We start from the raw sequence: 20,133 nt of genomic DNA, 5'->3' as shown, positions 1-20,133 counted from the left end.
GGTCCTACCGAGCGTGGTCAGCTCCCCGCCAGACCGGCCCCCGAAGTCATGCCTGCATCGCTGGCCGGCCAGCCCCCACGCGAACGCTCAGATATCATCCGGCGTTGCCGCCAGATAAAGGCGCTCGGCGACCGTATCGCCCAGATCCAGCCCCCGCAACGTCGGTCGCCAGATAACCCGGTCGCCATCGAGGCGCTCCAACAACCCCAACGCCTCCAGCCCCTCGACCGCCTCGCCAACCCGCGCCTCTTCCGCTCGCGAGAGCACCCCGGCGTAACGCTCAAAAAGCCCCGAAAGATCGAGCCCCAGGCGACTTCGCGCCCCCAGAAAAAGATGCTCCCCAAAGGACTCCCGGGCGCTCAGCGCCTCCTCGCTCTTCGGCGCTCCCGGTTCAGCCTGCTCCATATACTCGGCGTACTTCTTCGCATTCGCCCGCCGCCAGGAGCGGCCGTCGGCCGCAACCCGCAGGCTATGCGCCCCCACTCCCACGCCGACATAAGGCCGCCTGAGCCAGTAGCCGCTGTTATGGCGGCTCTCCCCTCCGGGCACCGCAAAATTCGAGACTTCGTAACGCCACAGCCCCACCTCGGCGGTGCGCTCAACCAACCTCTCCAGAAAATTCGCGCTCGTATCCTCGTCGGGAAGGCTCAGGCTGCCGCGCTTGCGCCGAATCCAGAAGGCCGTGCCCGGCTCCACCGTCAGGTTGTAGGCGCTCACATGGTCGAGGCCCCGCTCCTCCACCAACCGCTGCATTACCGCCAGGTCCGCCTCCCAGGAGCCCATCGTCTGCCCGGGCACGCCGAACATCAGGTCGATCGAGACGCGCTCCATCACCTCCAGCGCCCGCTCCACCCCCTCGATGGCCTGCGCCGCCGAATGATTGCGACGCAGCGCCTTGAGCTGCGCATCCTGAAAACTCTGGCACCCCACGCTGAGCCGCTCCACCCCCAGCTCCTTCCAGGCTGCCAGGTTCGCCGCCGTGAGCTGGTTGGGGTTGGCCTCCAGCGTCACCTCCGCGCCCTCGTGCACGCTCACAACACCCCGAACCGCCTCAAAAAGGGCTCCCAGGGCCTCGCCAGAGAGCAGCGAGGGCGTTCCCCCACCCACATAAAGGGTGACCGCCTCGTACCCCTCAAACTCGCCAGCGCGCGCCTTAAGCTCCGCAGCCACCCGCTCCACGTAGGCCTGATGCGGGATCTCCCGCTGCACCGAGACCGCAAAGTCACAGTAGGGGCAGAGCCGCTCACAGAAAGGCACATGCACATAGACGCCAATCTCCCCCTCCCTTACGCGTATCGCAGAAGCCTCGCTATCACTCACGGGCTGCGCTCTTGGCCGACCTTCAGATCGATGCGCCCCTGCTCCGTGCGGATCTGCACGAAGCTCGGGCTGTACGACGCCTCCGGCTGCACCCCGGGGGGCTTTTCCTCGGGCAGCCGCTCCCAGTCCTGACGCCCCCAGGGCCGTGGAATATGGTAAAAGTAGCGCAACGACTCGGCGTTCAGCGTCAATCGCTCCCCGCCTTCAACGCGATCGGTGGTGTAGAGGTATTTGCGATCAAAGACCACACGCACATCGGTCCAGTCCTTGCTCCCCTTATTCTCAATATAATACTGCCGACGCTCCAGCTGGCTGGTCAGCTCCTCATCCCCAAAACTCGCCCCGAGCTCGTTGCCATCATCCGGCCCGCTCATCGCCCAGCCCACGCTGGCGACCACCAACACCAGAAAGCCCACCACCACCCCGATCTTCTCGACCTGGTAGCGCGTCCCCGACTCAAAGAGCCCTTTGAGCTGACGCTGCAACGTGTCCAACACCTCTTTCGGATCCATCGCCACTCTCCCGCGGGCAGTCCCTCAAACCTCCCTCCCCTTATACCCCCTCCCTTCTGCCCTGCACAGCCCGGCCTCTCCCCCCGGACCGCGCTATGCGCTCAATCGCCGAGCAGACCCCCTCGCCAACTCCCCCCCACGCCAGGCGCTATCAATCATCATCGTCATCGCTCTCGGAGTAACGGCGCTCATAGAAGTCCGGATCTTCACAGAACAAAAAGGGCATAAACGCCTCGCATTCGGCTGGCTCATCGGAGCCATCGGCGCAGTCTTCCACCCCATCGCAATACTGCTGATGGCTCACCGGGGTGCCGTCGGGGCAGACGCGGTCAGGCTCACAGGCCTGAAGGCACTCGCTCAACACCTCACCACCGAGCGAGCATAAGCTGCGACCGAGCGCCTCACAGGTCGCGTTGAGCATGCAAGCGATCTGGCACGCGCGCACATCATCCTCGAAATAGCCCTCGTCGCAATCAGGAGACTCCTGCGGATCGGTCCACAACCTGCCCAGACGACAGTCGTTGAGCTTGTCCTGCAGGCCGCGACACTGCGTGCCCTCCTCATAGCCGCGCTCCACGCCGCTGTGCTCGGCATCTATGGCCTCCACCCGCTCCCCCAGCCCGCAGCCGCTGAACCCTGACGAGAGCACCAACCCCGCCCCTACCCACACCTTCCAGAAGCGCATCTGCATCATCCTCTCCTCGAACTGGCCTACGTATTCACATGTCGGAGCTCGACGTCGGTCAAGACTCGCGACGTCCCTTTGACGCTCCGCAACGCCTACTATTCGATCGAAATTGACCCTGCGGTCAACGTTCCATGCACCTCAGCGATACATCTTCGCCAGGCACATCGATGCGCGCAGTTACAGAGCTTCACCCGCCCCGCCCTTGACGGCCCTTAGCCCCTCCCTCACTCTGGACAGACCGAATCACCGCCGAGGCACATCCACGTTTTATTCACGCCGTGATGTCTATGAATACCATTCCCGCACATGCTTTCGGGCTCGTCCTGGCCGTGGGGGTCGGAGTGCTTGTGGGCGTCGGCCTCTTTACCTTCCTCTACGCCGACGGCCACGCCTACCTCCAGGACGACCCGCTGGTCTGCGCCAACTGCCATATTATGCAGCCCCAGTACGACTCCTGGATGGCCTCCAGCCATCAAAACGTGGCCACCTGCAACGACTGCCACACGCCCAACAGCCTGATCCCCAAATACATCTCCAAGGCTGATAACGGCTTTCGCCACGCCTGGGCCTTTACCTTCGATAACTTCTACGAGCCCATCCAGATCATCCCGCGCAACCAGCGCGTGCTGCAAAACCAGTGCATCAGCTGCCACGGCGACCTCGTCCACCCCATCCTCGACGAGGACGACAACCCTCAATGCGTCAACTGCCACTTCAGCGTCGGCCACGCCGGCCACCAGCGCCCGCAGCGCTTCTGACGCCTTGTCCCCCTCGTACGCACCACGACTTGAGCGCGTTTTTCTCGCCCGTCTTTTGGAGTTTGATGATGAGCCAGACCTCTTCGGATCCCCCTCGTAAAAAGTTTCCTCTTCAACGCGGCTACATCATCGCTGTGGCGCTCACCGCCGGGGTCACCATCATCATCGTCGCGCTCTTAATGAACATCTTTGAGCGCCGCACCGAAGGTCAGACCCCCTTCTACCGCGTCGTCGAGGTCGACGAAGAGACCGTCGACCCCAAAGTCTGGGCGCAGAACTGGCCGCATCAGTACGACTCGTACATGCGCACCGTCGACCATGAACGCACCCGCTACGGGGGCTCCAGCGCGGTGCCGATGCAGAAGCTCGACAAAGATCCCTGGCTCAAAAAGATGTGGTCTGGCTATGCGTTCGCCGTCGACTACCGCGAGGCCCGCGGCCACGCCTACATGCTCCTCGACCAGGAGGAGACCGAGCGCGTGACCGAGTTTCAGCAACCCGGCGCCTGCCTGCACTGCCACGCCTCGGTGATCCCCGCCTACCGCTTCGCCGGCGAGGGCGACGTCTGGGCGGGTTTTGTGAAGATGAGCGGTATGCCCTACGAGGAGGCCCGCAACATCGTCGACGACTCCGGCGAGCAGCTCATTGAGCACCCCGTGGCCTGCGTTGATTGCCACAACCCCGAGACGATGAGCCTGCGCGTGAGCCGCCCGGCCTTTAAAGCCGGCATCGCCGCGCTGATGAAGCATGAGCGCGGCATCGAAGACTACGACGTCAACCGCGACGCCTCCCGCCAGGAGATGCGCACCTATGTCTGCGGCCAGTGCCACGTTGAATACTACTTCGATCCGCAGGACAAGCACGTGATCTACCCCTGGGCACAGGGCATCAACGTCGACGACGAGATCGCCTACTACGACGAGGTCGGCTTCAACGACTGGACCCACGGCTACACCGGCACCCCCATGCTCAAAGCCCAGCACCCCGAGTTTGAGCTCTACAACGCCGGCACCCACGCCGCTGCCGGCGTGGCCTGCGCCGACTGCCATATGCCCTATGAGCGCATGGGCGCGATGAAGGTCAGCAACCACCACGTGCGCTCCCCGCTGCTCGATATGGCGTCGAGCTGCATGACCTGCCATGGCGGCTCCGAATCCGACCTTCGCCAACGCGTGCATACCATCCAGGACACCACCCAGGGACTCATCGACCGCGCCGCCAACGCGCTCGTCGAGATGATGGATGACCTGGCCCTGGCCCGGGCCATGGGCGCCACCCCCGAAGACCTCGCCGAAGCCTACAGGCTCCACCGCGAAGCGCAGTTCCGCCTCGACTGGATCTACTCGGAGAACTCCCGCGGCTTCCACGCGCCTCAAGAGGCCGCCCGCGTGCTGGCCGACGCCATCGACCAGGCCCGCCAGGCTCAGCTCGAAGCGCGCCGCATCATCGCCGCCCTGGAAGCCAGAGGCGCCACCCGCCCCGAGCACGTCGAAGGCTCCGAAGTAGGCACCGAGAAGCCCGTCAAACCCGAGCCCGCCCCCGTCGAAGGTGTGACGCCTGCTGAGCAAGCTCCGGCCGGCGTCTACTGAGGTTGCGCGCGCACACGCGCCCACCTGAACGTTAAAAGCCCCCGCTGCTCGCGCAGCGGGGGCTTTTTGCGATCTGACTCCAGCCCTCTCAGGACACGGTCAAACAGCAGCGCTTGTACTTCTTCCCGCTCCCACAGGCGCAGGGATCGTTACGTCCGAGCTCCGGCTCCCGGACCACGAAGGGCTTTTGAAGCCCCGCCCAGAGGCCGCTGGCGAGCAACGCCTGACCGGCAGCCAACCGCTCCTCGTCGGCCTTGCGGGCCCGCTTGTTCGCGGCGTGCTTATCGGCGGCCTCCTGCATCGCCGCGTCCAACTCCGCAGACAGCCCCTCACGCTTCAGAAGCTCCAGGCAGGCGTCGGCCGGCTCAAAGTCAACCACGCGCTGCACATACCCGAAGAGCGCCTTGAGCTCCTCGACGATCGACGCCCCATCCAGGCCGATCTCAAAGCCTCGCAGCTGAAGAGCGCTGAACATCGCATCTTCCAGCAGCTCCGCGTTGATCTCCGAAAAGGGCTCGTTGCGGTACACATGCACATAATCCAGGACCAGACGCGCCCCACCCACGCGCGTTTGCAGCGCGTTTGCCTCCGGCGACCCCTCAAACTCCCGAAAGAGCCCGTCGGACCACACCTCGGAGCGCACGTGATGCACCTGCTCTTCATAATCGTCGAGCACGCTCTCCCAGAACTCAAACTCGGGCTCCTTGCCCCCGTACGACGCTCGCTCGCCATGCCTCAAGGGCGCCGCGGGCAGATCATGCAAATCGACGGCAACCTCGTAGTTCAGCCACTCCTGAAAGACGCCCCAGCCCCGCTCTTTCGGCCACTTCCTCGGGTCGTAACACCACCGGTGGAGCATCGCCTCAAAAACCCGCGTGGCGTTCTTCTCCAGGTACTCCTCGGTGTCCTCAGGCACATGAAAAAGCGGCGTGAGAAAGACCTCATCACTGGCGAGCAGATCCTCATCGCTCAGCCCCGCCGCATAGTCACGATCCACCTGACGCACCCAGTCCACAAAAGGCTGCGACGGCCGCACAACCAACGCACAACGATTCACTCGACGCATAGCGTTCCTCCCAAAAGGGGTCGGTTCGGTTCAACGCCGCCGGCTCTTCTCATGACCAGACGCTTCACACGCGGGCATGACGCGACACGGGCCATCCCGCAGATGATGATCTCTGCGGTGCTTCAGACGCTGGTGCGCGATCAGGCGATGCTCGCGGCTCAGCATGAGCTGACGTCCGAGGAGAGCTGACGGCGTACTGCACAATGGTTACGGCGAACGCGCAGCATCGACCGGATTCGGCCTCAGGTCAACCCCACGTTGACCTCGCCATGACGCGCGCCCCGGCCGGGGGGCTGTCCTGGCCATCCCCTTACGGCGCTGTGAGCAGACGCCGACGTCGATGGCTCACGGCGTAACAAACCTCCCCCGGGCACGCGCATCACACGCATAAAAAAAGCCCGGGACGCAACGCCGTCCCGGGCTCATGACGTGGCGAGTTCTCCGCGCCTCAAAACAAAAACTGATACTGCAATCTCAAAAACTCCTGACGCGGCCCATCGTTAACCAGCCCCCGCGCGCCCACCTCCACGTGCAGCTTGGAGCGATGCCCCCGGTGGTAGATCTGAGCTGCCAGCGCGGCCTCATCGTTGCTGGTGACCGGCGCAGCGTCGTCGAAATAGGTCTGCGAGAAACGGGCCGCCAGCAGCAGGCGCTGCTTCACGGCCAGCACCGCCAGCTGCGCGTTCATGCCCTGGCCCACAAAACCATCAAAGGCGCCGTCGGGTGAGCGTGTGTCCCGGAAAAAATAACTCCCCTGCAGCGTGACCCGATCGATGGCCAGGTAGGCGTCGGCGGTCGCCCCCAGCAAGGCGGCGCGCAGATTGGAATCGTCTCCAAGCCAGTCGCGGGCCCGCGACGCGTTCGCGTAGTAGGCCCCCGCCCCCAGAATCAACGTCGGCTCGGCCACCGGCTCCACCAGCGCCTCGCTCTCGCTGTACACCCCGATCGGCGCCCCGGCGACTCGCCCGGTGACCACGTGGCTGACGTCCGGCGAAGGCATGGCATTGCGGCCTTCTCCGTTGAAGATGCCGGCTTCCAGGTGGAAGGTGTCGCTAGGATCCGCGTCGACCATCACGCCAATATCGCGCCCGTCGGCCCACTGAAACTCCCCGTGCGCCAGCGAGCGCTCCACAAAGACGTGGTAGTCGCTGGAGCTGTCGCGCTCCCAGCTAAAAGGCGGCGCAAACTGACCGGCCTGCACGATGACGTGATCGGAGAACTCATAGGCCACCCAGCCGTCGCGAAGCGAAGCCCCCCGGTTGAGCTCCGGGACCACCTTCATCACCAGGTTGCCAAAGGCCCGCGCCTCAATCGCCGGCCTCAACCGCCGAATGAAAAACCCGGCGTTTTGCACCGACAGATCCTCGGCATTGACCTCGTAACGCAGCTGAAAATCGCCGTTGAAGGTGATCGAAAAGTCACCGTCCTCCGACGTGATCGAGAGGTCCGGCACCTCCTGCCCCAACGCCACCCCGGGAACAAAAAACGTCGCCGCCGCCAGGGCGGCCGCAGCGATACCAAACACCTTTTTACACATCCATCTCACCGTGCCAGACAGGGGACAACCATCACGTGTCACGAAAATGACACAAAATCTCCGGGGTGTAGACAACAGAGCGCTGAAAAAAAGTATTCATCCCCCGGCGCTTCGCTCCCCGCTGGCGACATATCCCCCTTCATACTCCCCAAAACGCATCGCCCCCGAGCCTGGCGTCGTCGTCGCCAACTCAGGGGAGCGGGCCCCCTTCAAACACATAGGCGCGCAGCGCACTCAAAAACGCCACATAGTCCGCGTCATCCTCAAACTCACCCTCGGTCAACGCCTCAAACGCGTGCCGCGTCACCCCGTCCCCGGCAATCGTCGCATCGAGCTCTCGCCAGAAGATGGCCCGCACCTCCTCGTTGCCCTGCCTCTCAAGGTTCGACTTCAACGCCGCCAGATCATACGCGTTGACGTTCGCGTAGTTCTGCAGGCGATGTTTCAAGATCTCAAAAGGTTCAAAGGAGGAATCGTCGCTCATACATCACCTCTCCTGGTCCACTACACATGTCTTTAGAAGGCCGCCATGACCTGTCCATCGCAACATCGCTGGTGCCCCGGCGCGTCCACTGTTGCCACAATCGCCGGGGGTTTGCCACGCCCCCATCGGGATGCAGGAGCGCCCATCGCGTCGAATTTGCACACAGGCGCACTGCTGCCCTGCATGCTCCCGAGGCCTCAGAAGCAAAACGCCCCGATTCCGCCGCCCAGGTCCAGTCGGAGCGCCCGGGGGCTGGCCAGATCCAGCGCTGCGGCGGTGCTGTACACCCCCGGGGCCTCCTCCTTTAGCGAACGATCCAGGAGCAACAACGCCCGCGGGGTTCCCACACGGTTGTCGATCCGCCCCAGCAGCCCGCGTTGCCCCTCCCCCAGCACCATAATCGCCCGCTGCGCGGGGGAGGCCACAAAGAGCGAGCGCCCATCAGGACCGGGCACCGCGCTCAAGCCAGCCCCCCCGCCACGCGCCATGCCGACCCCACGGGTCGACACCCACTGCAGGCTCGGCTCGCGGCCTTCCAGAGCGTCCAGCGCCACCATCCCCAGCTGCGCGCCGGCCGCGCTCTCGATGTAGGCAAAGTTTTTGGTAAACACGACCTCCTCGGGCGCCTCGATTCCCCGAAACGCCCCTGGCGAGGTGGCTCGCGCAAGGTCGATCACGCTCACCTGCTTGAGGCCCGGCTGCATCGCAAAGGCCCAACGCCCCCCGGGCGCCACATCCAGCCTCGCGACGCCGGCCGCCAGCGGCACCCTCGCCACGGAGCCTCGCTGCACATCAAAAAGACGCACCTCCCCGCCCTCCCGCGCCACAGCGATCGTTGATCCGCCCCGGCCCACCGACACAACGCCAGTTCCGACCTCTACTGCCCCCACCCGACGCTTCGATGGCCCGTCGATCGCCACCAGCTCATCCAGAGACTCCCCGGCCACCCACACCCGGTGGCCGCCATGCGAAAACACCACCTGATGCGGCCCCGGCCCCACCTCCACCTCCTCCACCACCCGGTCATCGTAGGTGTCGATCACACGCAGCGCCGACGCCTCGGCCCCGGCGCCCCCCACCCACAGATGCCGACCATCGGGTGACACCGCCAACGCCCCCGGCGCCTCTTCGAGCGCCAGAGTCGACGCCACCCTAAAACCCTGTGTCTCCACCACCAGCACCTGCCTTAACTCGGGAATCGACAGGTAGAGCGAGCGCCCGTCGGGATGCAGCACCCAGTCGGCCACCTCCCCCGGAAGCCTCAGCAGCGCCTCAAGCCGGGTCTGTTTGAGCGCGATCTGCGGGTTGACCACGCTCAACGTGTGGTCGTCGTTGAGCAGCATCACGCGCAACCCGTTGAGATCGACTTCCGCGCGCTCCGCAAGCCCACCCTCCTTCAGCTCCTGCACCCGGGCGCCACAGGCTGCCCCCTTAAGCGGGCCATCCACCCCCGGCCCATCCAGCCAGGCCCGGGGCTTTAACCCCCGCACCGGATCCCCGCTCTCGGCGTCGGTGACCTTCAGACGAGCGATCGGCCCGCGCTCGGCGGCCTCAAGCGTCAAGGAGATATGCATTCCCTCATGCTCCCAGACCTCGGGAGCATGGCCGCGCTCCAGATCCAACGCCGGCGTCATCACCCCGGCCACCAACTCCGAGAACGTGGTGGATGCCTCCCGGGAAGGTGCCACCCGGGGAGGTGCCACCCGGGGAGGTGCCTCCCGGGAAGGTGCCTCCCCGGAAGAGCCGGCGGACGCCCCTCCCATGCCTGCATGACCCATCAGCAGCGTGCCTCCCGCGGCCACCCCCAGGGCGGTGGCCAGCACCCCGGAGGCGACGGCCAGCGCCGCCCATCGATGCGATGTGCCCATCAGCGCTCCTCCGGGGTATCGTCCGCCGACGCAGACTCCACCGGCGCATTCTCAGACGCCACATCCTGCACCGGACCATTCCCCACCCGCATCAGCCCCCAGGTGCCGCCGTAGAAGTGGGGGCTGGTCTGATCAAAGAGCAAAAAGTCCCCGCGCACCTTAAAGGGGCCTCCGGCTCCGTGCAGCGGTATCAGGTTGGAGGCCTTGCCGGCCGCCAGTCCCCCGTCCGTCCCGGTGTAGAAGGTCGACTCGTTGGCACCGAGCACCTGCGAGAACGAACCGGTCTGGGCCGTGGCCACCGGCCAGGTCGCTCCCAACAATCCGATCGCGTGCTGACGCGGATGCCCCGAGGGCAGCAGCACCCGCACCCGGAGGTTGTCGCCGGGTTCGGCCCGAAAGACCGGCGTGGCCGGATCGCCATGCACCGCCGAGCTCAAAAGGTCGCCCTGCTGCAGATCATTGAGCCCGTTCTGATCGTAATCCGGGGGCACCCCCAGACGCGCCCACAGCGGCTCGGTGCGGTAGTTGAAGCCCTTATGCCCGGAATCCTCGGCGTCATCGGCGCCCGCATTATTGCGCAGCACCGTCGGCTCCAGCGGATCGCCTCCCTGAAAGACCGGGTTTCCCGAGTGGAGGGCGAGCTCGTCCTGAAGCACCATCACGAACTCGCGGAAGGTGCGCTGATGCCCGTAGCTATCCACATAACTCACCGTGGCCTGGGCGTCGGTGTCCGCGTCGCTCACCCAGCTGGCGCCCAGCGGCTCCACGATCAACGCCCCCATCGCCCCGTGCACCCCGTGGTTCACCACGTCGGCCATGCTGCGCAGATTGATCGCCCCGAACTCAATCGGCGTCGACACGATCCCCTTGCGGCCCTGCGACCACACCCCGGCGTACCAGTCAAACCGACGCTCCTCTCCGGGCGGCACCGTCTGCTCACGGTTGAAGCCCACGTTGGCCCCACCGCCGCGATGGACGTCATGGGTCACAAATTGCGGCTGCAAGGACACGTGGTTCGAGGTGCGAATCTGGTTGGTATTGAACTTATCCACAATGGGCGGGTTGAAATTGAAGTGCAGCGAGGAGGGCGGCATCTCCTCGGGAAGCTCGTTGATCAGCCGCACCTTGATGCACTCTCCCGCCGCCGCCCGCAGCACCAGGGGCTCCGGCGCCCGACGCCCCGCCCGCAGGTCCTCCAGATGCGCCTCCTTCACAAAGAGAATGGCGTCGGGATCATAGAGGTCGTAGGTCGGGTTGTAGGTGAGCCGGTCGTCGGGCAGGTTCCCCCGGGCCAGGATCGCATGCACCGTATAACGCCGCTTCGGCGCTCCCGGCGGGCACACCCGCAGAGGGCGCCCCGGCAAGCCCCGCGCGTCCTCGCCGGGCAGGGGCAGAAGGTCGGGCTGCGCGTCACGGAACACCCTTAGCAATCCCCACATCCCGGTCCACAGGTCGTCGGTCGGAAAGCTCCCGTAGAGGTAATCGCTCACCTCCTCATAGGACGTCGCCATCGGCCCCAGGTCGGCGGTGAAGTTCTCCGAGAGGCCAATCTGCTGGGCGGCCACATACCCGCTGTCCGGATGGTCCGGCTCGCGCAACCACTTCTGGCCAAACACCCCGAAGACGTGCTGCTCCTCATGGGAGGCCTGCACCAGACGCAGTTTCACCCGGTCCCCGCTGTACGCCCGCAAAAGCGGCGTGGCCGGATCCCCGTGAATCACCGAGCTAAACGCCTGCGCCATATCCCCCTCATCCCCGGCCTTCTGCTGCCAGCCCTGCGGCCCCTGCTCCCCCACGCGCAGGGGCAGCGGCTCCTGACGGTAGTTGATCAGCATCGTGCCCGGATCGCTGGCCGAGATCGCCTCCGGCCGGGGCTCATCCTCATGCCCAATCGCCCAGGGCAGGTCTTCTTCCTTTTGAATCGGCGGGTTCACCGGCCGATCCCCATCGTAGAGGAGCGCAAAGTCCGCCAGCACCAGCGCAAACTCCCGAAAGCTATCGCCGGCGTTGGCCGTCAGAATATCCGCGCGATAGCTCGTCGGCCCCCCATCGGCCCGCGTCCCGTACATCTCGCCAGTCTGCGGATCGCGCCAGCGCGAACCGGCCGGCTCCGCCACCAACATCCCGTACATCCCATGCTGCTGCCAGCTGGCCGCCGACATATGGTCGTGGAAGAAGGACGCTCCCACCGTGCGGTCATTGCCCTCGTCATCGAGCACCGGATCCACCCAGTAGACCTGCTGCACCGTCTGCGCCCCCATCACCCCCAGGCGCGCGTGTGGCGTCAGCTCCAGCTCCACCCGCTCGCCAGATTCATCCAGGCCATCCCCTCCGACAAAGGCCCCGCCTGCGGCGTTGATCGCCGCCACCATCATCGCCACCTCTTCGTGGGAGTGGCTGCCGTTCTCGTAATTAAAGCCGTTCATGCCCCCGTCCGAGCCCATATCGAATTTCACCTGGTGCATGTGCAACCCGACCATGTCCGCCTGGGTGAACATCTGGAAATCATCTTCTTCCAGATGCGTCGGCATCAGGTTGGTGAGCTCGACCTCCAGGCAATCCCCGGAGTTCGCGCGAATCACCAGCGGCTCGGTCGGCCGCTCCCCCGAGAGCGTGGCATCGATATCCTCCTCCAGCACGTAGATCCGCCCCTGCGGGTCGCGCCAGCCAGCCTTATTGGTCACGATCTCCGTCTCGATCGCCGCCATCCTGTAGCGCCGCGCCGGCGCATCCGCCGGACAGGGGTTGGCAAAGGGAGCTCCCTTTCGCCGCGGCTGACCGTTCACAAACCACTGCCCCGGCTGACCGTCGGGCAGATACGCCGGATAGGCTCTGGCCGGGAATCCGTAGGGCGTCGTCGCGCTCTCCGCCCCCGGAAAGGCCCCCTCGTGGTAGAGCATCGCATCCTGCTCCCCGGGCAGCCCCTCATCGGGCAGGAGCTTGACGTGAGCTTCGTTGATGATGACGTCAAAGGGGCTGCGCTGCCCGTACACCACGCCCCCCTCCGGCGCGCCCATCACCAGATGGCGCCTCAGCCCCCCGTCCTCCACATGGACCAGCGGATTGAGCGGCGCGCGCTTGCCCCCCACCGCCGCGATGTAGAAGGGGTAGCCCGGCATCGCCGGGCGATCCTGCATCTTCCCATCCGCATACACCCGGGTCTTCGTGTAGGTCGGCAGCGGCGGAATCGCCCGCGTCGGCAGCGGCACCAGCGCCGGCGTCGGCGTACCACAATGAATCTCCCCGTCGGGCAGGTAGCGCTCGATGCTCCCGTCCTCAAACACGTCATGATTGCGCCAGAGCCCCCACATCCCCCCGGCAAAATGCGGGTAGAGGTGGCAGTGGAAGATGTTGTCGCCCGGCGCCAGGTTGCGGTTCCCCGAGCCCCCGTGGGCGATGTCGTAGGTAAACGCCTCGCCAGGGCCAATGGTCTGCGAATCGGTGTACGCCGACTGATCATCGTCGGGGGAGCGCAGCCACTGGTTGCCGTGCAGGTGGAACACGTGCGTCTCCCGCGGCCCGGCGTGCAGATTGCGGAAGCGCACCGGGTCGCGCACATAGCTGTGGTAGACGTTCGACGGATCGTCGGGCCAGAGCGCCTCCACGGCCACGCCCTCCTCATTGAGGCGCACATTCATCGCCGGATCGCCGTTGGGCCAGGAGGCCATAAAGAACTCCTCAAACTTGCAGTTGATGCACTCCTTATTTGGCCCGATCCCCTTGCGATTCCCCAGAATCATCGCGCCCGCCCCGGCGATCCCGTAGTTAATCCCCGCGTGGTCGGCCAGCCCCTTGAACGTGGAGTTATGGTCCAGCTCCTCAAAGGCCTGCACCACCTTGGGCTCATCATGAAAGATGATCGTGAACTCCCGATACGCGCGCTCCCCGCGGTACACTGGGCTGTTTCGCGTGGGCTCAAAGCCGGCGATGATCGCCGTCAGATCCGAGTGCACGATCTCCAACTCGGCGTTGAGCATCGAGAGCACCGGCACCCCCTGATGCTCGGCGTTGTAGTCGATCTGCGGCGTGCCATCGGGGTTTAAGATCTCCGCGTCTTCGACCTTTCGCGCCGCCCGAAGCATCTCCTCATGGGTGATCTGGGAGCGGAACCAGCGCGCCCCCCGCGGCTGCACGTTCACCGCCCCAAAAAGCCCCAGCGCAGTGGTCGCCCCCAGCCCCTCACCGCCGGTGACCGCCCCCATGCTGCGCATCAGGTACGTCCCCTCCTTCTCGGCGTAGAGACGGTAGTTCGCCTGCTCCCCCGGCGCCACCAGACGCGTGGCGTTAAAGCCCACATGCGCCCCGCTGTCCTCGATCCCCAGGTACTGCATCCCGTTGACCTGCACCGACACCGCGCGCGTCGCTGGCGTATCCGACTGGTCACACTCCCCGGGCCCCCGGTCGCTGCGAAAAAACGCCGGATTCCCCTCGATCGGCGCGCGGCACTGCCCCGGATTGAGCCAGTTCTCAAACTGAATATCGAGGCAATCCCCCTCGTTGGCCCGCAACACCAGCGGCCGCGGCCGCTTCCCATCCCTTAAACGCGCGTTCCCCGGCCCGGGCGTATCCCCCTCCAGCGCCACCACATCGCGGCGCAGCGCGTACATCATCCCAAAGGGGTTGTAGCTGCCGTAGCGGTTGTAGACATAGATCTGATCGATGGCGACCACATCCGCCTTGATCACCCGCTCACAGCTTACCGGCTCCTCCTCCGGCTCCGGCAACGCCGGCCCCCCGGGGCGCCCCTTTCCTCCGGGGCGCCGGGCCCCCGGCCCCTCGACCACCCGGGGCCCCTCCTCCTGCTGCGAGATCCCCGCAGCGTTATTATCCTCGTCATTCCAGTCCACACACCCACTGCCCACCAGCCCGGCCAGCGCCACCGCCAAAAGGCAGAGCCCCCACGATGATGGTGTCTGACGAATAAAAGAACGCCCTACGCACGCGGCCGCGTAGCCATATCTCTCCATCGTTCATCCCCCCGGATGTCTGACAATCCATTCGCGACCCCGACAGCGCGGGCTCGCTCGCACAAAACACCTTCACAGCTTCACAGCTTCACAGCGTGGAACAGCATTCGGCCGCACGCGACCTCCCCAACTCCCCGGAAGGCCCCACACGCATCGCCGCACGGCGACCCCGCACGGATAGCGAGGCTTATGGCTGGACGGATTGCTACGCCCCGTGCACTCGCCGATGCCCAGCCATGCGACATCGAGAATGACACCGGCACGGCGCAAAACCCGGGTGACGCGTTTGCATCGTCGAGGCTTTGCAACGCTGGCTGGCCAGCAGTCTCGATGCCGCAGACACGGCATCAACGCTGGCTCACGGAGTGACGGCCCCTTAAACGTGGCTTCCCCTCAGCAGACTTCAATCAACAATTCGCAGAATTCGCAGTTTCTATCACTCTCTAAGGCGGACTCGCCCCCCCCTACTTCAAACAACAGCGCTTGTACTTCTTGCCGCTCCCACACGGGCACGCATCGTTTCGCCCCACCTCCGGCTCCTTCGACACAAAAGGGTGCTGAATGCCGCCGAACGCGCCCCCGCCGAACGGTTCCAACCCCGCCATCATGCGTTTGGCCATCCCGAAGTTATCCGCCGAGTTCATCGCCTCATCCATCTCATCGGCCATCCCCCTGCGTCGCAGCAGCGCAAGACACGCCGATGCGTTCTTCAGATTGTAGGCCCGCTTCATGAACTCAAAGAGCGCCACAAACTCCGCCAGCACCGCCTCCGCATCAAAGCTCGGATCGGTGATCTTGCGCGGGAAATGAACCAGCAACGCGTACTCCAGAAGCTCCGGCGTCAGATCATGAACCGTGATCCCCTCATAACCATGAAGGTAATGAAAAAGAACCTCCGTCCACCCCACCACATACCTCAGCCCCTCAGCCTCCTTCGAACTCGCAAACTGCTCATAGAGATGCGCCACCCAGATCGGCCCCCAGGTGTCGCTGATATATCCATCCGGGTCATGGAGCGCGGCATGAAAATCAAAGGGCTCATCGACAACCCCGGGTTGGTCAGTGCTTGAATCTGAGACAAGCGGCGCGCCATCCAGGTCGACGACGTAATCATGAAGCTCCCACTCCACCCACTTCTCAAAACTCTTGATGCCCCGCTGCTTCGGCCATTGCTCGCGGTCCACGCACCAACCTTCGAGCAGGTCCTCAAACATCCTACGCGCTTGTTTTTTGAGAAAACGCTCCACATCCCCGGGCGTCTCCACCTCCGGCGCCAGATAGGCGATGGTCTCCCCGCGAATCGCCGACGCCTCGGCAGGCTCCACCCCGTCTTCTTCATCAAGCGCATGCACCCAGTCGACAAAACGCTGCCCCGGCCGCACCACCACCACACATCGATTCACATAAGGCATCGCATACTCCGCATGCTCATTTTCTTATCCGTGTTCACCCGCTCTTCCCGCCTCTGATACGCAAGTCTTCAATCACTGGCAAATCCACGTCACCACAAACGCCAAACACGCTCGACGGGTTGGTACAGTCACCGACGCCGGACGTGCGGCCATGATTCCAGATGTCGATGAGAGCGACTGCCTGTAGCGCGCCGCCCCCCGCTTTGAACATCCCCACCTCCCCCACGTCTCTCCCCTCGACGCCCCGCTCGCCACGCCAGGTCCCCACGATCCCCCCGCTGCTGGCAGCGCCCCGTCTGCCCTGCTACACCTCGGCGTGGTAGGCTCCCGGCACCGACTTCCCGTCGCGCCGGGCGCACGCTCACAGTCGCCACCGCTTTAACGCCCATGTAAGATGCGCGACAGCAAACCCTGACCCCACACGTCAGCACGCGTTCAACGGATTTGACGGACACGACGGACTTTACGGAGTACACGATGATGAACCTGATCAACCTGAAGAACTGGACCCGCGGCGCCCTGACCCTCTCCGCGTCCCTGGCCCTGGTCGCCTGCGGCGACGACGGGCCCCAGGCCAACACCGAGCCGGATCTGCTCCCGCAGAGCATTCTCGAAGACACCGTCCTGAGCAACATCGTCTCCGACCCCAGCCTGCCCGACTACGTCGTCACCGAGTCCGTCACCGTGCAGGCCACCCTGCGCGTGGATCCCGGCGTCAACGTGCAGTTCGCCCGCACCACGCGTCTGACCATCGACGGCGAAAACGGCGGCGCGCTCGACAGCCGCGGCAGCCAGGACAAGCCCATCAAGTTCACCGGCGAAGACAAAGCCAAGGGCGCCTGGGACGGCATTCATTTTGTGAACTCGACCTCCTCCCAGAACAACCTGCGCTGGACCACCATCGAGTTCGCCGGCGACAACCCCTTTGGCAACGGCCTGCGCGCGGCCAACCTCTCGCTGGATGGCGGCTCCACCCTCTTTATCTCCAACAGCACCATCCGCGAGTCCGCCCGCTACGGCATCGAGGTCACCCCCGACAGCGCCCTGACCGGATTCTCGCAAAACACCTTCTCCGGCAACTTCGACTACGCCATGCGCCTGCCCGCCGGCGAGGTCGGCAAAGTCGACCGCCTCTCCACCTTCTCGGGCAATAACTTCGAGGCCGGCGTCGAAACCTACGGCGGCGACATCACCACCAGCGCCACCTGGAAGCCCCTCTCCAACAACGCTCCCATCGCCGTCACCGACACCGTCGTCGTCAAAAACCGCCTCGACCTGGAGCCCGGCACCCGCATCCTCTTTGACGAGTTCATCGGCATGACCATCGACGGCGAAAACGGCGGCGTCCTCGTCGCGCTCGGCACCGAAGCCGACAACGTCGTCATGAGCCGCCTGGGCGACGTCATCTGGAAGGGCCTCTACCTCGACGGCGTCGACTCCAACCAGAGCCGCATGGAGTACACCACCATCGAGCACGCCGGCTTCTCCGGCTACGACGACGCCCCCAAAGCCAACCTCACCATCGGCGGCGCCACCGGCACCAGCACCATGGTCGTCCTCGACAGCACCTTCTCCTACTCCCAGGGCGCCGGCATCGCCGTCGGCGAAGGCTCCAGCGTCAACGAAGACGTCGAAAGCGTGAACTCCTTCATCGACAACGTCGGCGCGGACGTCATCCTCCCCTGATGCTTCACGTCAACGCGCTGCGCTGAGCTCGCCATGCTGAGCCCGGCGCTCCACAAAAAAACCGCACCCCTTGCCGGGGTGCGGTTTTTTCGTTCAGGGCCTGGAAAGGAGCTTCCACGCCCCGGGCCGGGCATCCCATGTCTCCATCGACCTTCAGGAGAGATGGGCCTCCGAGGGCGGGCTGGTCGCCTCGATGGCGGTGAACATCTCCAGAATCAGGTAAAAATGCGGCGTATGCGCGGGCACCAGCCACGAGTCGCCCGGCTCAAGCAGCACCGAATCCCCCTCAAAATGCAGCCGGGCGCGCCCTTCAATCACATACCCCACCGTCTCGTAGCCGTGGCTGTGCATGACGCTTTCTTTATCCGCCGGGGTCTCCTCGATCCAGATGCGCATGGCCAGGTGCTCTCCCCGCGCCAGCACACGCATATAGTCGCCCTGGCCCCGCGGGGCATCGTTCACGTTGATCGTTTCGGGTCTGAAGTTCTCCATAGGTCTGCTCCTTCGACGTAAAACCTGAGCGCCACCCAGGTGGTCGACGCTGCTCCCAAACCTAAGCAACCCCCGCGCCCCGCATAACCCCACCCCCACCCTGCGGAGCACGGGCGCGGGCAGAAGGGCGTGGGGTCGAGGCTGTGGCGCAGGGTGATACCCGGCACCATCAACCCCATGAACCGCCACCACGGCGTCACAGCTCGACACCACAGGCCGCCCCCCCTCGGGCATCTTTCCCCACCCTCGACACCTCTCCGCCCTACCCCCGGGGCACCTGAACCCACCCTCGACACCCCACCACGCTACCCCCCGGGCACCTGAACCCACCCTCGACACCGCGACCTCTTAACTCAGCGACCTCCCCGCCGCCCTCGACACCACCCCGCGATACCTCGACCACCTGAAAGGACGCCCTCGACACCGCGCCGCCTTCCCCCCCGGGCACCGGCTCCCGGGGGCGACACCCCGCTTCAATGCACCCCGGGTACCCCGACCTGCCCTCGACACCACGCCGATCTACCCGGCCCGGGTACTCCACCGGCCCTAGACACCCCCGGCACGGTCCCCCCCGGGTATCGAAGCCCGCCCTCGACACCACGATCTCTTAGCTCAGCGCCCTCCGCGCCGCCCTCGACACCGCCCGGCGATGCCCGGCCCCCCTCAAGGGCGCCCTCGACACCCCGCTCATATGCCCTCCGGGCACCGGCTCCCGGGGTCGACACCCCGCTTCAATGCTCCTCGCCCACCCGGCGGCCGACAGCTCAGCGTGACCATGTGGCATAGTCGATGGGAATTGCACGGGTTTTCGCGGATCGCGAGGCATCGGCCATCGGTATGGGCGAGCCAGTGTGAGGTTGCAGGCGCTCAAGGATCGGCTGCCGACGCATAGGAGCGCTCCAATAAAAGCGCTCCGCTCACCGATCAGCTTCGTCCCTCTTCCTCCCGGGCCGACCCTCGATGTCCGCCCCAGCACGAAGCCACCTCCCTCGCAGCAAGCTCCTCAAAACACGCCGAAAACGACTCGCCCCCACCCCACGTGTTGACGTAACATCAACACGACCGACGTACCGACGCTACCTCCAGGCATCACCCCCAGCCATGCGCCACCCTTATCTCCCCCTGGAAGCCCCCATGAACTGCCTTGAATGCAACGCCCCCATGAACCAACACACTGGCGAGGTCCCCTACCACGCCCTCCCCGGCACCCTGCTGCGCGGCGTCACCCACCGCACCTGCCCCTCCTGCGGCGCCTCCGAGGTCGACATCCCCCGCATCGCCGAGCTCAACCGCACCATCGCCCGCGCCCTCATCTGCCAGCGCGCGCGCCTCAGCGGCCCCCAGGTCCGCTTCTTGCGGAAACACCTCGGTCTCTCCGGCACCGACGTCGCCGCCCGCATGGGCGTCAGCAAAGCCACCGTCTCCCGCTGGGAAAGCAACAAACAACACATCAGCCCGGGCCACGACCGCCTTCTCCGCCTGATGGTCGCCTACGAAGAGCCCATCGAAAACTACGCCGAGCACCTCGCCAGCGTCGCGCAAGAAGACGCTGGTGCCACCGACCTCACCATCAACCTCTGGGAAAGTGACCAGCGCTGGCATCGCAGCGAGCCGGTCCGCGGCTAAGCGTAAATGCTCGCCAAACCCTACCATCACCACCCAACGCCCCCTACTATTAAAAAAGCCACGCCGAACCCGGCGTGGCTTTGATTCTTCCAGGGTGGCCAAAATCAGTCATCCAGGCTCGACAGCAC

General features: G+C 65.0%; 15 protein-coding genes. 5 read left to right on the top strand and 10 right to left on the bottom strand.

Annotated elements, in window-relative coordinates:
* Window positions 1-87: 87 nt before the first annotated feature.
* The 3 genes from hemW to EA187_RS10490 form a co-directional block, all read right to left on the bottom strand.
* Window positions 88-1,320 carry a radical SAM family heme chaperone HemW gene (gene hemW, locus EA187_RS10495; RefSeq protein WP_164856184.1) on the bottom strand — a complete coding sequence of 411 codons (1,233 nt, stop codon included), beginning with the start codon at window positions 1,318-1,320 and terminating at the stop codon, window positions 88-90.
* Entirely contained in the window at window positions 1,317-1,832 is a 516-nt protein-coding gene (locus EA187_RS20400; RefSeq protein ID WP_164856183.1) for a hypothetical protein, read from the bottom strand. The genes hemW and EA187_RS20400 overlap by 4 nt, the downstream gene beginning before the upstream one ends.
* A gap of 151 nt (window positions 1,833-1,983) precedes the next feature.
* On the bottom strand, window positions 1,984-2,526 hold the full coding sequence (locus EA187_RS10490) for a hypothetical protein (RefSeq protein WP_127780234.1): 543 nt from the start codon (window positions 2,524-2,526) through the stop codon (window positions 1,984-1,986).
* Window positions 2,527-2,807: 281 nt separating this feature from the next.
* On the opposite strand from EA187_RS10490, the gene nrfH reads away from it, so the two are divergent.
* Together nrfH and EA187_RS10480 are read left to right on the top strand one after the other, a co-directional pair.
* Window positions 2,808-3,278: a cytochrome c nitrite reductase small subunit gene (nrfH, locus tag EA187_RS10485; RefSeq protein WP_115604083.1), complete on the top strand. Its 471-nt coding sequence runs from the start codon at window positions 2,808-2,810 to the stop codon at window positions 3,276-3,278.
* Between the two features lie 68 nt (window positions 3,279-3,346).
* Entirely contained in the window at window positions 3,347-4,867 is a 1,521-nt protein-coding gene (locus tag EA187_RS10480; RefSeq protein ID WP_127780233.1) for an ammonia-forming cytochrome c nitrite reductase subunit c552, read from the top strand.
* An 88-nt stretch (window positions 4,868-4,955) separates the two neighbouring features.
* Here EA187_RS10480 and EA187_RS10475 read toward each other — a convergent pair whose 3' ends face one another.
* Window positions 4,956-5,933 carry a YecA family protein gene (locus EA187_RS10475; RefSeq protein ID WP_127780232.1) on the bottom strand — a complete coding sequence of 326 codons (978 nt, stop codon included), beginning with the start codon at window positions 5,931-5,933 and terminating at the stop codon, window positions 4,956-4,958.
* 51 nt (window positions 5,934-5,984) lie between these two features.
* Here EA187_RS10475 and EA187_RS20395 point away from each other — a divergent pair, with 51 nt between their 5' ends.
* Entirely contained in the window at window positions 5,985-6,122 is a 138-nt protein-coding gene (locus EA187_RS20395; RefSeq protein ID WP_164856181.1) for a hypothetical protein, read from the top strand.
* A gap of 259 nt (window positions 6,123-6,381) precedes the next feature.
* Here EA187_RS20395 and EA187_RS10470 read toward each other — a convergent pair whose 3' ends face one another.
* The 5 genes from EA187_RS10470 to EA187_RS20970 all read right to left on the bottom strand — a co-directional run bounded on the left by EA187_RS10470 (window position 6,382) and on the right by EA187_RS20970 (window position 16,201).
* Window positions 6,382-7,470, bottom strand: coding sequence for a porin (locus tag EA187_RS10470; protein ID WP_127780231.1), 1,089 nt, complete (start codon window positions 7,468-7,470; stop codon window positions 6,382-6,384).
* A gap of 190 nt (window positions 7,471-7,660) precedes the next feature.
* Window positions 7,661-7,954, bottom strand: coding sequence for a hypothetical protein (locus EA187_RS10465; protein ID WP_115604078.1), 294 nt, complete (start codon window positions 7,952-7,954; stop codon window positions 7,661-7,663).
* 197 nt (window positions 7,955-8,151) lie between these two features.
* Window positions 8,152-9,822, bottom strand: a complete 1,671-nt coding sequence (locus EA187_RS10460) for a YncE family protein (protein ID WP_127780230.1) — start codon at window positions 9,820-9,822, stop codon at window positions 8,152-8,154.
* The gene (locus tag EA187_RS10455; protein ID WP_206524254.1) at window positions 9,822-14,789 is read right to left on the bottom strand and encodes a cupredoxin domain-containing protein; all 4,968 of its coding nucleotides are present in this window, start codon (window positions 14,787-14,789) and stop codon (window positions 9,822-9,824) included. The genes EA187_RS10460 and EA187_RS10455 overlap by 1 nt, the downstream gene beginning before the upstream one ends.
* A 464-nt stretch (window positions 14,790-15,253) precedes the next feature.
* Window positions 15,254-16,201, bottom strand: coding sequence for a YecA family protein (locus EA187_RS20970; protein WP_127780229.1), 948 nt, complete (start codon window positions 16,199-16,201; stop codon window positions 15,254-15,256).
* 477 nt (window positions 16,202-16,678) lie between these two features.
* Between EA187_RS20970 and EA187_RS10445 the strand changes: the two genes are divergently transcribed.
* Window positions 16,679-17,887 carry a right-handed parallel beta-helix repeat-containing protein gene (locus tag EA187_RS10445; protein ID WP_115604074.1) on the top strand — a complete coding sequence of 403 codons (1,209 nt, stop codon included), beginning with the start codon at window positions 16,679-16,681 and terminating at the stop codon, window positions 17,885-17,887.
* A gap of 153 nt (window positions 17,888-18,040) precedes the next feature.
* Here EA187_RS10445 and EA187_RS10440 read toward each other — a convergent pair whose 3' ends face one another.
* Window positions 18,041-18,379 (bottom strand): cupin domain-containing protein, encoded by a 339-nt coding sequence (locus tag EA187_RS10440; protein WP_115604073.1) that lies wholly within the window; start codon window positions 18,377-18,379, stop codon window positions 18,041-18,043.
* 1,134 nt (window positions 18,380-19,513) lie between these two features.
* Here EA187_RS10440 and EA187_RS10435 point away from each other — a divergent pair.
* Window positions 19,514-20,005, top strand: coding sequence for a type II TA system antitoxin MqsA family protein (locus EA187_RS10435; protein WP_164856180.1), 492 nt, complete (start codon window positions 19,514-19,516; stop codon window positions 20,003-20,005).
* Window positions 20,006-20,133: the final 128 nt, after the last annotated feature.

This window comes from Lujinxingia sediminis, assembly GCF_004005565.1.
Lineage (GTDB): Bacteria > Myxococcota_A > Bradymonadia > Bradymonadales > Bradymonadaceae > Lujinxingia > Lujinxingia sediminis.
The sequence above is the reverse complement of the archived record's forward strand: the minus strand, read 5'-3'. Positions and strand labels throughout refer to the sequence as shown.